The organism is Actinomycetota bacterium (genome assembly GCA_023488435.1).
GTDB lineage: Bacteria > Actinomycetota > Coriobacteriia > Anaerosomatales > UBA912 > UBA912.
This window is the reverse complement of the sequence record JAMDCK010000020.1, coordinates 24,693-37,901: the sequence shown is the minus strand read 5'-3', so window position 1 is coordinate 37,901 and position 13,209 is coordinate 24,693. Positions and strand designations below refer to the sequence as shown.

Here is a 13,209-nt window from a genome sequence, read left to right as displayed (position 1 = left end):
GTCGCTCGAATCACATGCCGAGCCACACCGCCGCATAGAAACCTGCGACAGCGACCACGCTGGTCAAAGCCGTACCCCATGCGATGTCTATCACCGAGATCTTCCAGGGCCAGCCGCGTATGGTCGACAGGTTGGTTAGGTCGTAGGTCGCGTAGGCAAGACAGCCCAGGAGCGCCCCTCGCCAAAGAGCACCTCCGACTTGGCCCTCCTCGACTCCAGGCAGGACAGCGAGCGCGATGACGCCGACCACGTACAGCAGGTAGAAGCCTGCTGCCACCCCGAGCTTGGGATTGTCGGCGAGTAAGTCGCCCAGAAGCGGCTTGTATATCCGCGGTGTCGCCGTGAGCAGCCACACCAGGTCTATCGCGAAGAACACCGCCGCGCAGATCAAGTACAGAACGACCAAATCTATGAGTGACATGAGCGACCTCCTGATCCGCGAGCCGCATCCGCGAGACTACGACTCGAGCTTGACCTGCATGACATCGATGCTTCCAAACAAGAACCCGGTCCGACAGTAAGCCAGGTAGTAGTGCCACATCCGAATGAAGCGCTCGTCGAAACCGAGCTCTCTGACCTGCGGTAACGCAGCCTCGAACCGCTCTGCCCAGGCCTCCAGCGTTCGCGCGTAATCCCTGCCGAAGAAGTACGGCTCGGACACCGCCAGGCCCTCGAATTGCGCGACGCTCTTGAACCGCTCGGGGCTTGGCAGCATCCCGCCCGGGAAGATGTAGCGCTGGGTGAAGTCGGGGATCCTTCGGTACTCCTCGAATCGTGCGTCTTCGATCGTGATCACCTGTATGGCAGCGGCAGCACCCGGATCGAGCAGCCCTTTTACGCTGCGGAAGAACGTTGGCCACCACTTCTCGCCGACCGCCTCGAACATCTCGATCGATGCGATGCCGCTGAATGTCCCCGGCATCTCTCGGTAGTCCTGCAGGCGTATGTCCACCCGCCCTTCGAGGTCTTCTCGGCGGACGAGCTCGCGCGCGAGTTGGGCTTGCTCCTCGGAAAGCGTGATCCCGGTGACTCGGCAGCCAGACTCCTTCGCTGCGTGTGCCGCGAATCCGCCCCAGCCGCACCCGAGCTCGAGGATGTGGTCGCGAGCGCCCGGCTGCAGCAGGTCGAGGATGCGGTCCCACTTGCGGCGCTGAGCGGTGGCGAGCTGGTCTCGGCCGAGCCCCTCGCCCCCAGCACCCGTGAAGCACGCCGAGGAGTACGTCATCGTTTCGTCGAGCCACAGTTTGTAGAAGTCGTTGCCCAGGTCGTAGTGGTAGGCGATGTTGCGCTTCGCTCCGCCGCTCGGATCGTTGTCGCGCTTCTGATGCCAGAGCCGATGGAACGGCCGCATGATCGGTGGGACGTTGGCGACCCAACCTGCCGAGAGGTTCGCATGCCCGAAGTCCAACACGGCTCCAAGGTCTGGCGAGTCCCACAGGCCGTCCATGTAGGTTTCCGCGACTGCGATGGTGCCGCCTGAGATGATTCGGCGGACAACGGCATTGTCGTGGATTTTTAGGAACGCCGAAGGCCCAGGCTGGGGTCCTGCGAACCGATGCTGCCCTCCGTCCGGAAGCTCGATGGTGACATCACCACACCGGACCCTCCGCAGCACCGCGCCTGCTGCAAGGTGCAGCGGGCCTGGAATGGTTCGGCTGGATCGGTGCGGCGCTGACATCACAGTGATGTCCTCTCGGAGGGGGCGGGTACGCGTTGGTGGAAGGGGACTTTCTTGGCGATCAGCTTGAGTGCTTGCCAGTGGATCCTGATGAGGGCCACGCCGCTCACCGGACCGTGACTTGCGACCGTGCGGATGAGCGCGGAGTCCGTAAGCTCATGTGCGCGCACTTTGATCGCCGCCGTGAAGATGTGCGTGCCCTCGACGGTATCGCGGATGACGACCGAGAGATCATCGCCGGGCGGCGAGAAGTGGAAGTCGTACTCCACGTCTTCGATCTGAATGAACGGCGAGACGTAGAAGACCTTGGTGGCAGTGGGCTTGGAGTCCCAATCGAACGGTGCGCCGTTGTTGTGGAGCAGGTAGTTGTGGTGGTCGCGGTGGGTGTTCTGCACCTCGGCCAGTACCGCAAGAGGCGTCGAATCAGCGCCGAAGCAGTACCAGAAAGACACCGGGTAGAAGCCGGTGCCGAAGACCCTTGGGAGAGTCAGGAGAACGACTCGCCCTCCGGTCAGGTCGATGCCGACGCGACTTACGACCTCAGTGATCCACGGCTTGAGTGGCGAACCATCCAGCGGCCCATGATCGCGATCCCAAAACGACACCAGGCCGGGGCGGTTGTAGGAGAAGACACGCAGCTTGGCATCGAGCGCATCGATCTCGTCCAGATCGAGCCCGAGGCAGTAGATAGGGTAACGGAACTCGTTGTGAACCGGGCTCTTGCGCTCGTGCCACAGATGCCCGACGTAGAGTCTGGACCTCATGTCCGAGGCTCCTCCCGGTCGGATGCGCCCTCCTCGGCAGCCCAAAGTGGCGTCTCGCCGGAGAGCAGCGCCCGGGTCTGGCCCATCATCGGGATCGGTGCGCCCCGCCTCACGCGTGTGCGGGTCGAATCGAGCTCGTCGCCCCACGGGAGCGTTGCGCCGAGCGCCTCGGCGACCTTGACGCCGGAGAGGATGCCGTCTTCGTGGAAGCCGTAGCGGGTCCATGCGCCGGCGAACCACACCCGATCCACGCCCTGTATCGCCGGGACCCTCGCCTGGAGGTGCCCTGGGACCGCATCGTCAAGGGCCACGAGGTCACGCCCGGGCGCTGGGTCGTCATCGAGGACGGCGACTTCAAGGCGGCCAACGTCGAGGCGACGCAGACGATCGACATCCTCGCCGCCGTATCCGCCGAGGAGATCGCCCCCGAATACTTCGAGCGCCCCTACTACCTCGAGCCCACGAAGGCCGGCCGCAAGGCCTACGCTCTCCTGCGCGAAGCGCTCGCGCGGGCCGGGCGCGTGGCCCTGGGCAAGGTCGTCATCCGCACACGCCAGCGCTTGGTCGCGCTCATCCCGCGCGGCGACCTGCTGCTGCTCGCCGTGATCCGCTACCCGCACGAGCTGCGCGACGCCTCGGCGTTGGACCTGCCCTCGGCGGACCTGAAGGCTATCGGCGTCACCGAGGCCGAGCTGGCGATCGCCGCCGAGCTCGTCCACATGATCGAGGCCGACTTCGACCCGGCCGACCCGGCATACCGCGACACCTACCACGACGAGCTGCTCGCGCTCATCGAGCGCAAAGCCGAAGGCGCGGTGACCGTCGAGCCACCACCCGCCCCTTCGGCGGTTGGGGAGGAAGAAGGCGAGGTCATCGACATCGCTTCGCTCCTCAAGCGCTCGCTGGAGAAGGCGAAGTCCGCGCGTTCCGCCCAGAGCGGCTAGGCGACGATGCCGCTCGATCGCTATAGGGAGAAGCGCAGTTTCGGGGTGACGCCGGAGCCCGCTGGCGGCGGCGAGGCAGCGGCCGGCGCGCGCATCTTCGTGGTGCAGAAGCACGCCGCGCGCAGCCTGCACTACGATTTCCGGCTCGAGACCGGCGGTGTGCTGGCGAGCTGGGCGGTACCCAAGGGCCCGTCGCTCGACCCGGCCGACAAGCGCCTCGCGGTCCACGTGGAGGACCACCCGCTGGAGTACGCCGCGTTCGCGGGCGTCATCCCCGAGGGCCAGTACGGCGCTGGGACCGTCGAGATCTGGGACTCGGGCACGTACGAGCCGCTCGGCGACTTCGATGCGGCGCTCTCGGCGCGCCAGCCACTCAAGTTCGTGCTGCGCGGGCAGCGCCTCGCGGGCGGCTTCACGCTGGTCCCGCTCAAACCGCGCGGCAACGAGCGCGGCGACAACTGGCTGCTCATCAAGGAGCGCCACGACCCCGCCGAGCCGGTCGACTTCCAGCTCGCGACGCTTGCCGCCGAGGTTCCCACTGGCCCCGAGTGGATCCACGAGATCAAGTACGACGGCTACCGACTGCAGGCCGTCAGGAACGCCGCCGACGTCCGGCTGCTCACCCGCAACAACCTCGACTGGACCGAGCGGTTTCCGGGGGTCGCCTCGGCGATCGCGAAGCTTCCCTGCCACTCGGCGGTGCTCGATGGCGAGGCGGTCGTCTTCGATGAGCGCGGGGTCTCGGCGTTCAGCGCGCTGCAGCAGGCGTTGGGTGCGGGCGACTCGGCGAGCGTGGTGTACGTCGCCTTCGATCTGCTCTTCCTCGACGGTCGCGACCTGCGCGGCCTGCCGCTTCGCGAGCGCAAGGAGTCGCTGCGCGCGCTCGTCGAGGGCGCTGGCGGAGCCGCGGGCAGCGGCCTGCTGCTCGCCGAGCACATCGAGTCGCAAGGCGCGGGCTTCTACCGCGAGGCGTGCGCGCTCTCGCTCGAGGGCGTCGTCTCCAAGCGCGCCGACCGCCCCCACGCGCCCGGCCGCTCGCGCGAGTGGCTCAAGGTGAAGTGCTCGATGCGCGGGCGCTTCGTCGTCGGCGGATTCACGCTGCCAGCGGGCTCGCGCGCAGGCTTCGGGGCGCTGCTGCTCGGCGACGCCGAGGGCGGCGGGGGCGCCCCCGCGGGCAGGCTGCACTACGCGGGCCGCGTCGGAACGGGCTTCAGCGACGCCGCGCTGCGCGACATCCGCGCTCGCCTCGACGCGATCGCGACCGACGAGTCGCCCTTCGCCGAGCCCCCGCGCGGCCGGATGCCCGAAGTGCGCTGGGTGCGGCCCGAGCTCGTCGCCGAGGTCAAGTTCGCCGAGTGGACCGCCGAGGGCCACCTGCGCCACCCGTCGTTCGTGCAGCTCGTGGAAGCGCCTCCCGCCGAGGAGCCCGCGGCGAAGCCTACCGCCGAGCCGCCAGTCCCCCCGCCCGCAACCCCCGGGGAGCGCACGAAGGCCGACCTCCTCGGCTACTACGAGGCTGTCGCCGAGCACCTGCTGCCCGAGCTCCTCGGCAGGCCGCTCACGCTGGTGCGATGCCCACACGGGCAGATCGAGAGCTGCTTTTACCAGAAGCATCCGCATCCGCGCGGCTTCCCCGACTCGGTGCGCCGGGTCGACATCCTCGAACACGGCGAGCAGCGCGTGTACATGCACGTCGATTCGCCGGAAGGCATCCTCGCGCTGGTGCGCCTGGGCGCGATCGAGTTCCACACCTGGAACTCCACTGCCGAGCGCCCGGCCACCCCCGACCGCGTCATCTTCGACCTGGATCCCGGCCCGGGCGTGACGTGGGCCGGCGTCTGCGCAGCCGCACGCGAGATCCGCGAGGCGCTCGACCTGCTCGGCTTGGCGGCGTTTCCCAAGACCACGGGTGGGTCCGGTCTGCACCTGGTCGTGCCGATAGCGCCGACGCTGCCCTACGACACCGTGCGTGCCTTCGCGAAGGCGTTCGCCGAAGAGCTCGCCGCCGATGCGCCGGCCCGGTTCACGTCGCGGATGGCGAAGAGCGAGCGACCCGGGCGCATCTTCATCGACTACCTGCGCAACGCGGGTGGGGCCACCGCGGTCGCGGCGCTCTCGGCGAGAGCCCGACCCGGGCTACCGGTGGCCGTCAGGGTGTCGTGGGAGGAAGTCACGCCCGGCCTCGATCCGGCTGCCTTCGATGTCCGCTCGGTGCCGCTTCGGCTCAGACAGCAGACCGAAGACCCGTGGCCAGACTATGCCGCACGCTCACGCGATCTCGCGGACCTTCTTGGCGGCGGCCTCGGCTAGCTCCTGACCCACTACGAGACGCAGCGCGGTCGTCAGGTTCTCGGCGATTACGGGGAGATCGGCCCGCTCAAGGGTGTCGACGGTCTTGCCGATGCGCTTGGACTCCACGTCGACAGACACCGTCGCCAACACCGTGCCGATCACTGGGCGCAGCGTCTCCTCGACTCTCTCTGCGAGCAGGTTAGGCATCCTGCATCTCCTCGGCAGAGTTCGCATCGCCGGCCTTCGCGTACTCCTGAGCCGCTGTCAGGTAGCCCTGCAGCGACTTGCGCACACGCCAGAAGTACAGGCCCATGAAGACCATCGCCAGCAAGACCAGCCCATCGGAGGCAAGCCAGGGCTGCGGGACCTCGGCCCATATCGAAAGCTGCTCCACGATCCATCGCGACAAGACCGATGCGGCCAGGCAGGCTATCCCGAGGATCAGGAAGCTGATGTTCTCGGCGATGGCACCGCCTTTGGCGACGCGGCGCAGAAGCACCGTGTTCACCAAGAGGAACGCCGCGGCCAGCAGGCTGGCGATCCCTATGAAGTACGTCGGCAGTTCAAGGACCCACTGTTCCATCTGTTGCAGATCTCCTAACATCCGGCCACGGTCGACCTATCGACATCGAAAGTGTGCTTCTACTGCCTATGTCGGCACTTCTGGGCAGATGTTTAGGGTTGATGTGCCGAACGTCACATCGAATCGGTGTGTGGCGAGAGTGGGAAAACGGTCTCTGGGCCAACAAGCCATCCCCTCCATCCCACCATAGTCGCCCAAGATAGAAAGTAGGAAGAACGGGTTTCGACCAGCTGGGTACTCTGAGTCGTTGTCAGGCTGACGGTTCAGGCTATTATGGGGGTAACGTTATGGAGGCATCGTTGGAGCGTGTCAAAGAACATGGGGCTGTCTTTACGAAGCCATGGATGGTCGACTTCATGCTGGATCTCTGTGGCTATACGCCAGACGAGAACCTGGCACAGCGTGTCGTGGTGGAGCCTTCGTGCGGAGATGGGGCTTTTCTCCTGCCGATTGTCGAACGGCTGTCCAAGTCATGCAGGACTTGGGGCATAGACATCCTGGATGCACGACCGGCCATCCGGGCGTTCGATTTGCAGCCGGAACATGTGGCAACATGCAGGATGGGGGTAACCCGCTGGCTGCTTGAAGACGGATGGACCGAACGAACGGCCGCTGAACTCGCCGAGTGCTGGGTCTCATGTGAAGACTATCTACTTAGAGGCTCAGAGAACGAAAACGCAGACTTAGTGGTCGGCAATCCACCTTACATCAGGGCTGAGTCGATTCCCCGCGACCTACGATCGGCATACGTCGAGAAATGTCACACGATGACCGATGGCAGCGACATCTATGTCGCCTTTTACGAGATCGGTCTTCGCTCACTCAAGCCGAACGGGGTACTCTGTTTCATCTGCGCCGATCGATGGATGCGCAACGCCTACGGGAAGCGTCTGCGACAAATGGTTTCCGAAGACTACGACGTCCGCGCGGTGTACGAGATGCACGGCGTGGACGCTTTTGCTGAAGAAGTGAGTGCCTATCCTGCCGTGACTCTCATCGGCCGTGGCACCCAAGGGCCTGTGCGGTATGCAGTCGCGCACCAAACTTTCAATGGGGAGGCCTCGACCCGACTGGAGCAATGGGCCGCTAATGGCTCCGGATCAGTACGGGATCGGGATTTCTCGGCAGCGGTCCTCGAAGACTGGTTTCGAACCGAAACTTCATGGCCGACCGGATCGCCCGAGAGGATTGCCTTCCTGCGAGACTTAGAAGACCGGCTGCCTCTTCTTGAGAACACGGGTGCCAGGGTTGGAATCGGCATCCCGAAGACTACGACGTCCGCGCGGTGTACGAGATGCACGGCGTGGACGCTTTTGCTGAAGAAGTGAGTGCCTATCCTGCCGTGACTCTCATCGGCCGTGGCACCCAAGGGCCTGTGCGGTATGCAGTCGCGCACCAAACTTTCAATGGGGAGGCCTCGACCCGACTGGAGCAATGGGCCGCTAATGGCTCCGGATCAGTACGGGATCGGGATTTCTCGGCAGCGGTCCTCGAAGACTGGTTTCGAACCGAAACTTCATGGCCGACCGGATCGCCCGAGAGGATTGCCTTCCTGCGAGACTTAGAAGACCGGCTGCCTCTTCTTGAGAACACGGGTGCCAGGGTTGGAATCGGCATCGCAACAGGTGCCGATGCTGTGTTCGTTACGGACGACGCATCACTCGTGGAAGAAAGCCGTCTGCTGCCGCTGTTGAAAACTACAGATATCTCCAGCGGGCGAGTTGTCTGGCAGGGGAGCTGGTTGGTGAATCCTTGGGACACGCAAGGCTCTCTCGTCAGCTTAGAAGGCTACCCTAGGTTGGCAGCATACCTGACCACGCATTCGGAACAACTCCGAAGTCGCCACGTAGCCAAGAAGAGCAATGGGGCCTGGTACAGAACGATCGACAAGGTGAACCCTGATCTTCAGCGCAAGCACAAGCTGCTTCTTCCTGATATGAAGACGACCATCGCTCCAGTTCTTGACGAAGGCGCGTACTACCCACACCACAATCTCTATTGGATTGAGCCCGGTAGCTGGGACGTTCGGGTCCTTGGCGGCTTGCTACTGTCGCGTGTCGCTGAGTTCTTCATCGCTTCATATGCGGTACGAATGCGGGGCGGAACGCTAAGATTCCAAGCTCAGTACCTCAGACGGATCAGAGTTCCAGATCCGGCCGGCATCCCAGCGGAGGTTGCAACAGCTCTTATAGATGCATTCAACAACCGCGACGTCGAAGCAGCCACAGCTGCAGCCCTACTGGCTTATGGGATTGATAGAATCCCGGACTAGGAGACACCGTGCCCTTAGAGGATTATCGCGAGGCAGCGGCTAGTTGCTGGAAAATGCGAACGGATGCCGCGAATAGGGCACTCATGCGAGGAAGCACGGATCCCGGTTTGCGCGCGGGAGTGACAAGCGGAAAACACCTTGATTCCTTAGCTCAACTTATAGAAAAAGTCCTTGTCGATGCGGGATTGCCGCAGTCCAGTGTCCACAAGGATCGCGGTGTGGAACTGCCTGGATACTACAGGCCAGAGAAGAAGTGGGATGTTGTCGCTGTCCACGACGGGACTGTGGTTGTAGCTGTGGAGTTCAAGTCTATTCTAGGCAGCTATGGCAACAACATGAACAATCGCGCCGAGGAGGCGCTGGGAAATGCCACTGATCTTCTGGAGGCCGCCGAAAAGGGACTATTGGGAGTAAAACCTCCATGGCTGGGATACGTTTTTCTCATGCAGGATGAGCCTTCTTCGCGATCCCCCGTGAGAGTACGCCAAACGCATTTCCCAGTGGATCCGGAGTTCAGCGACTCCTCGTACCAAGACCGGGCGATCCTCATGTGCCGGCGACTAGTCCTGCAACGCTTATACAACGCGGCGTGGTTCGTTACTGGCAACGGGGAAGGTACCGTAGAGGGTATTCAGGAACCAGCCCGTGATCTCTCTTGGGTAAAGTTCGAAACATCGATACGCGGACGCGTAGCAGAGATTCTAGCCTGATAGGAGCACACGTCCCCGGCCCATCATCCCAACGGACGATGACCTTTCCCCCGCCGTCTGCCGAAGAACGCCCGTAGCAGCGCCGCGCTCTCCTGCTCGCGGACCCCGGAGGTCACCTCGAACCGATGGTTGAGCCGCTCGTCTTCGTGGAGTGCATACAGGGTCCCCAGCGCACCCGACTTCGGGTCCGGCGCACCGAAAACGCAGCGTGCGATGCGTGCCTGGTGCATGAGGCCGGCGCACATCGGGCATGGCTCGAGCGTGACGTAGACCGTGCAATCCGACAAGCGCCAGCGCCCGAGTCGCGCCGATGCCTCACGGATCGCCAGCAGTTCGGCGTGTCCCGCGGGGTCGTGGTCGCTCTCTCGGCGGTTATAAGCTGCCGAAACGACCTCGCCATCGCAGACGACGACCGCGCCCACAGGCACCTCATCGGCAAGCGCAGCCTGACCCGCCTGCTCGAGGGCCAGGTCCATGTAGTGTTCGTCGGAGTGCTTCAAGCGCAATGCCGCCTTCATCTCGATTCTGACTAGAATGGCATGATAGACTGCTCATCGCGTCAAGTCATCTCGCGGAGGGGTGGCAGAGTGGACGATTGCGACGGTCTTGAAAACCGTTGACCCGCAAGGGTCCGTGGGTTCGAATCCCACCCCCTCCGCCAGCCGCATGGCACTGAGGACGTGACACGGGAGCCGCGATGCAAGAACCAAAGGCCGAGCTGAACATCGCTCAAGCCCACTTCGGTAGCGAGGTCAGGCGCCGGGCGCCGTGGATTCTGTTGGCGGTCGCCGCGGGAATCGTCATGATCTTCATCGGCCAGGCGTACGAGGAGGCTTTCTCGGCGAAGGTCGAACTCGTGCTGTTCATCCCGGTGATCGTGTACATGAGTGGCGCGATCGGCACCGAGACGGTGGCGCTTTTCGTCCGGGAGCTCGCGCTGGGTCGCCTCAAGCTGTCCCGCATCCTCCTCAAGGAGATCCTCGTCGGGCTGTCGTTGGGCGCGATCGCCGGCGCGGCGCTGGGTCTGTTCGCCTACTTGTGGTTCAGGGATATCGAGTTGGCTGTCGTGGTCGGGAGCACTCTGGTCATCAACGGGCTGATGGCGGTGGTCATCGGGATGATGATGCCGGTGATCTTCTCCCTGCTGCGCCGAGATCCGGCGGTCGGCACCGACGAGCTCACCACCGCCTTGACCGACAACCTGAGCCTGCTGGTGTATTTCGCAGTCGCGGCAACGATGCTGTTCCGCTTGTGATGCGACCCGCCCCTTCGGCAGGTTCGAGAATCGATTCGAACCGACTTCCGATGACGTGGCTGCAACATGCTACAATATCGACGCTTCGCCGCCTTGTCGGCGCTGTACGGAGAGTTGGCCGAGTCGGCTGAAGGCGCTCGCCTGCTAAGCGAGTAAGGGGTTTATAGCCTCTTCGAGGGTTCGAATCCCTCACTCTCCGCCACTTGACTAAAACCGCCTGCGAATGGCAGGATTACCAAGCCCACATCGGGCAAGCGCGCCCTTAGCTCAGCCGGATAGAGCGTCTGACTACGAATCAGAAGGTCGGGAGTTCGAATCTCTCAGGGCGCACCACAAAGCTACATCGCGTGCCCGCCGAAGCGGTTGCGAAGCGCGCTGAGTACCTGCCCAGCGTAGCTCGGATTGCGCTCCGACTCGACCCGGAACTCCAGCGCTCCAGCGATGATTCGCGCTTCGAGCCCCATCTCCTCGGCGGTGCGGACGGTCCACTCGGCCTCGCCGGTATGCCGCACGATGCCGCTGACTCCGTCAAGCGAATCTCCCAGCTCCACGAAGGCGTCTTGCAGCCAGCCGATGAGCCGCGACTCGATGACGCTGCCACGCTGGTAGACCTCGGCGACCTGCGACAGATCGAGCTCGAAGTCCGAGGCGCGCATCAACTGGAATCCCTCGGCGATCGCTTGCATCATGCCGTACTCGATGCCGTTGTGCACCATTTTCACGAAGTGGCCCGCGCCATGGCCCTCGAAGAACCGGTACCCGTCGATGCGCGCGACGTCGGCGAACATCGGCTCCAGTCCCTCGAAGTCCTCGCGCCTGCCGCCGATCATGAGGCACGCGCCGTTACGGGCGCCGCCAGGTCCGCCGCTGGTTCCGCAATCCAGGAAGCGTATCCCGCGCTCGGCTAGTCGCTCGGCTCGGACGGCAGCGTCCTTGAAGTACGAGTTGCCGCCGTCGATTACTACATCGCCTTCCTCGAGCAGGTCGATGAGCGCCGGTTGCCCGTCAACCCCGCCGAAGAGCACGCCATCCACTGCGGCGCCGGCCGTGAGCATGACCCAGACGGCCCGAGGCCGAGGCAGCGTCTCAACGAGCTCGGCCAGTGAGGCAGCCGCGACCAGACCGGCGGGTTCCAGGGCCAGCGCCTTCTCGGCGGTACGGTTGTAACCGGTCACGCACCAGCCGTGATCGAGCAGGTTGAGTGCGAGGCCCGCACCCATCTTGCCCAGCCCGACCACGCCGACTTGTCCGCACTTCGGCGTTGCCGCCAGCGCCTCGATGGCTTGCTCGGGCGCACGCAGCGTATCCGGCGGGTAAGTGTGCAGAGGCGTGACCTCGTCGGCCCACGCTCGCGTGATCGGGTCGACGAACTCCCACATCGCGAGCGTCTCATCCGTGGAGAGGAACAGCGTCTGGTCCCCACGGATAGCGTCTAGCAGCAACTTCGCGTACTCCTCGACGTACTGGATCTTGGCTTCCTTCTCGTAGAGGAAGAAAGTGAACTCTCGCCGCTCGACTTCGCGATCGAAGCCGGGCTTCTTGGCCCAGAAGACGATCTTTATCGTGTCCGATGGATCCAGCGTGAATATCACCTGGTTCTTGTGGTGGGAGTCCTCGTCGCAGATGCAAGGATCGGGATGGCGGAAGGTGACTACTATCTCCTTGCGCACTTCGGCGAGGCGCTTGCCGCTCTCGAAGACGACCGGCACGCCCGCCCAGCGGGAACCGCGCATCGTGGTGCGAAGCCGGAAGAACGTCTCCGTCTCGCTGAAGCAATCCACTCCCTCAATCTGTTTGTACCCGTCGTACTGCGCGCGGTAGGTGTTCAGGGCCACCTGCTCGACCGTCATCGGGCGCAACACATCGCGCACCGCCTTTGCGCGAGAGTCACGAATTGCAGCGGCGGTACAGGACTCCGGCTGCTCCATCGTGATTAGCGCCAGCATCTGTAGCAGATGATTCTGCCCAACATCGCGCAGTGCTCCGACCCCGTCGTAGAACCACCCGCGATGCTCGACGCCCAGCGTCTCGTGCAGTACGACCTCGATGGACTCGATTGCGGAGCGATCCCAGCTCGTCTCCAACAGGTTGTTCGCGAACCGGAAGTTCAGGATGCCTTGCAGCATCTCCTTGGCGAGGTAGTGATCGATGCGATATATCTGCTCCTCGGCAAAAAGCTCGCCCAGCGTCTCGTCGAGCATCGCCGAAGTCTCTGCATCGTGCCCGAACGGCTTCTCCACCAGCACCCTCGTCCAACCGCCACCCTGACCGCACGTTCCGGTGAGTCCCCCTTCGGCGAGATGCTTGAGGATCGTGGCGTAGTGCTCGGGCGGGACAGCCAGGTAGAAGAGCTTGTTCGCGCAGACGCCCCACTCCTCGTCGATTCTCGCGAGGTGTTCGGCGAGTCCGCGGTACCCTTGCGTGTCGTTGAATTCGCCCACCGAGTAGGTGAACATGTCGAGGAACCCCTCAGCCGGCGCGGGGTCGTCTGCCGAGGCAATCTGACTGTGCTTGAGGATCGACCGCACATGACCGCGCAGGTCCTCATCGGACCAGGCCCGACGCGAGTGCCCCACTACTTGGAAGCGTTCGGGTAGGGCGTCTTTGCTGGCAAGGTAGTAGAGCGCCGGGGTGATCTTGCGTCCCATCAAATCCCCCGTGGTTCCGAAGATCACCAGGATCGTAGGGTCGCTAGCCGAGGGTGTCATCCG

General features: G+C 63.8%; 13 protein-coding genes, 3 tRNA genes and 1 pseudogene. 9 read left to right on the top strand and 8 right to left on the bottom strand.

All coding sequences use genetic code 11. The features are described from left to right. Positions 1–10: 10 nt before the first annotated feature. The 4 genes and pseudogenes from M1617_02850 to M1617_02835 all read right to left on the bottom strand — a co-directional run bounded on the left by M1617_02850 (position 11) and on the right by M1617_02835 (position 2,720). Positions 11–421, bottom strand: a complete 411-nt coding sequence (locus tag M1617_02850; GenBank protein ID MCL5887225.1) for a DUF2177 family protein — start codon at positions 419–421, stop codon at positions 11–13. Positions 422–457: 36 nt separating this feature from the next. After that, the gene (locus tag M1617_02845; protein MCL5887224.1) at positions 458–1,678 is read right to left on the bottom strand and encodes a cyclopropane-fatty-acyl-phospholipid synthase family protein; all 1,221 of its coding nucleotides are present in this window, start codon (positions 1,676–1,678) and stop codon (positions 458–460) included. Next, positions 1,678–2,442, bottom strand: coding sequence for a DUF1365 domain-containing protein (locus M1617_02840; protein ID MCL5887223.1), 765 nt, complete (start codon positions 2,440–2,442; stop codon positions 1,678–1,680). The genes M1617_02845 and M1617_02840 overlap by 1 nt, the downstream gene beginning before the upstream one ends. A gap of 143 nt (positions 2,443–2,585) precedes the next feature. Then, a pseudogene (locus M1617_02835) lies at positions 2,586–2,720 on the bottom strand (NAD/FAD-binding protein). A gap of 3 nt (positions 2,721–2,723) precedes the next feature. Between M1617_02835 and M1617_02830 the strand changes: the two are divergent. Then, positions 2,724–3,386, top strand: coding sequence for a Ku protein (locus M1617_02830; GenBank protein MCL5887222.1), 663 nt, complete (start codon positions 2,724–2,726; stop codon positions 3,384–3,386). Between the two features lie 6 nt (positions 3,387–3,392). After that, positions 3,393–5,696, top strand: coding sequence for a DNA ligase D (ligD, locus tag M1617_02825; GenBank protein ID MCL5887221.1), 2,304 nt, complete (start codon positions 3,393–3,395; stop codon positions 5,694–5,696). Here the strand turns inward: ligD and M1617_02820 are convergent. Both M1617_02820 and M1617_02815 read right to left on the bottom strand, forming a co-directional pair. Next, positions 5,655–5,885, bottom strand: coding sequence for a hypothetical protein (locus M1617_02820; GenBank protein MCL5887220.1), 231 nt, complete (start codon positions 5,883–5,885; stop codon positions 5,655–5,657). The two genes, ligD and M1617_02820, sit on opposite strands and share 42 nt — an antisense overlap. Continuing rightward, on the bottom strand, positions 5,878–6,261 hold the full coding sequence (locus tag M1617_02815) for a hypothetical protein (GenBank protein ID MCL5887219.1): 384 nt from the start codon (positions 6,259–6,261) through the stop codon (positions 5,878–5,880). The genes M1617_02820 and M1617_02815 overlap by 8 nt, the downstream gene beginning before the upstream one ends. A 299-nt stretch (positions 6,262–6,560) precedes the next feature. Between M1617_02815 and M1617_02810 the strand changes: the two genes are divergently transcribed. The 3 genes from M1617_02810 (at position 6,561) to M1617_02800 (ending at position 9,243) form a co-directional block, all read left to right on the top strand. After that, entirely contained in the window at positions 6,561–7,589 is a 1,029-nt protein-coding gene (locus M1617_02810) for an Eco57I restriction-modification methylase domain-containing protein (GenBank protein ID MCL5887218.1), read from the top strand. Then, positions 7,556–8,533 carry an SAM-dependent methyltransferase gene (locus M1617_02805; protein ID MCL5887217.1) on the top strand — a complete coding sequence of 326 codons (978 nt, stop codon included), beginning with the start codon at positions 7,556–7,558 and terminating at the stop codon, positions 8,531–8,533. Before M1617_02810 ends, M1617_02805 begins: the two co-directional genes overlap by 34 nt. Positions 8,534–8,640: 107 nt before the next feature. Continuing rightward, entirely contained in the window at positions 8,641–9,243 is a 603-nt protein-coding gene (locus tag M1617_02800) for a PaeR7I family type II restriction endonuclease (protein ID MCL5887216.1), read from the top strand. 23 nt (positions 9,244–9,266) lie between these two features. Here M1617_02800 and tadA read toward each other — a convergent pair whose 3' ends face one another. Beyond that, positions 9,267–9,761: a tRNA adenosine(34) deaminase TadA gene (gene tadA / locus M1617_02795; GenBank protein ID MCL5887215.1), complete on the bottom strand. Its 495-nt coding sequence runs from the start codon at positions 9,759–9,761 to the stop codon at positions 9,267–9,269. A gap of 55 nt (positions 9,762–9,816) precedes the next feature. Here tadA and M1617_02790 point away from each other — a divergent pair. The 4 genes from M1617_02790 to M1617_02775 all read left to right on the top strand — a co-directional run bounded on the left by M1617_02790 (position 9,817) and on the right by M1617_02775 (position 10,831). Beyond that, positions 9,817–9,904: transfer RNA gene (locus M1617_02790), tRNA-Ser, on the top strand. Positions 9,905–9,940: 36 nt separating this feature from the next. Beyond that, positions 9,941–10,498, top strand: a complete 558-nt coding sequence (locus M1617_02785; GenBank protein ID MCL5887214.1) for a magnesium transporter — start codon at positions 9,941–9,943, stop codon at positions 10,496–10,498. A gap of 108 nt (positions 10,499–10,606) precedes the next feature. Then, positions 10,607–10,700 (top strand) — tRNA-Ser (locus M1617_02780). A gap of 54 nt (positions 10,701–10,754) precedes the next feature. Then, a tRNA-Arg gene (locus tag M1617_02775) sits at positions 10,755–10,831 on the top strand. A gap of 5 nt (positions 10,832–10,836) precedes the next feature. Here M1617_02775 and zwf read toward each other — a convergent pair. Beyond that, positions 10,837–13,206, bottom strand: coding sequence for a glucose-6-phosphate dehydrogenase (gene zwf / locus M1617_02770; GenBank protein MCL5887213.1), 2,370 nt, complete (start codon positions 13,204–13,206; stop codon positions 10,837–10,839). Between the last annotated feature and the right edge of the window lie 3 nt (positions 13,207–13,209).

Excerpts from the sequence above, each read along its gene's own strand:
- M1617_02840 (MCL5887223.1), bottom strand. The coding sequence starts at position 2,442 with ATGAGGTCCAGACTCTACGTCGGGCATCTGTGGCACGAGCGCAAGAGC.
- M1617_02820 (MCL5887220.1), bottom strand. The coding sequence starts at position 5,885 with ATGCCTAACCTGCTCGCAGAGAGAGTCGAGGAGACGCTGCGCCCAGTG.
- M1617_02785 (MCL5887214.1), top strand. The coding sequence starts at position 9,941 with ATGCAAGAACCAAAGGCCGAGCTGAACATCGCTCAAGCCCACTTCGGT.
- M1617_02805 (MCL5887217.1), top strand. The coding sequence starts at position 7,556 with ATGCACGGCGTGGACGCTTTTGCTGAAGAAGTGAGTGCCTATCCTGCC.
- M1617_02850 (MCL5887225.1), bottom strand. The coding sequence starts at position 421 with ATGTCACTCATAGATTTGGTCGTTCTGTACTTGATCTGCGCGGCGGTG.
- zwf (MCL5887213.1), bottom strand. The coding sequence starts at position 13,206 with ATGACACCCTCGGCTAGCGACCCTACGATCCTGGTGATCTTCGGAACC.
- tadA (MCL5887215.1), bottom strand. The coding sequence starts at position 9,761 with ATGAAGGCGGCATTGCGCTTGAAGCACTCCGACGAACACTACATGGAC.
- ligD (MCL5887221.1), top strand. The coding sequence starts at position 3,393 with ATGCCGCTCGATCGCTATAGGGAGAAGCGCAGTTTCGGGGTGACGCCG.
- M1617_02815 (MCL5887219.1), bottom strand. The coding sequence starts at position 6,261 with ATGGAACAGTGGGTCCTTGAACTGCCGACGTACTTCATAGGGATCGCC.
- M1617_02845 (MCL5887224.1), bottom strand. The coding sequence starts at position 1,678 with ATGTCAGCGCCGCACCGATCCAGCCGAACCATTCCAGGCCCGCTGCAC.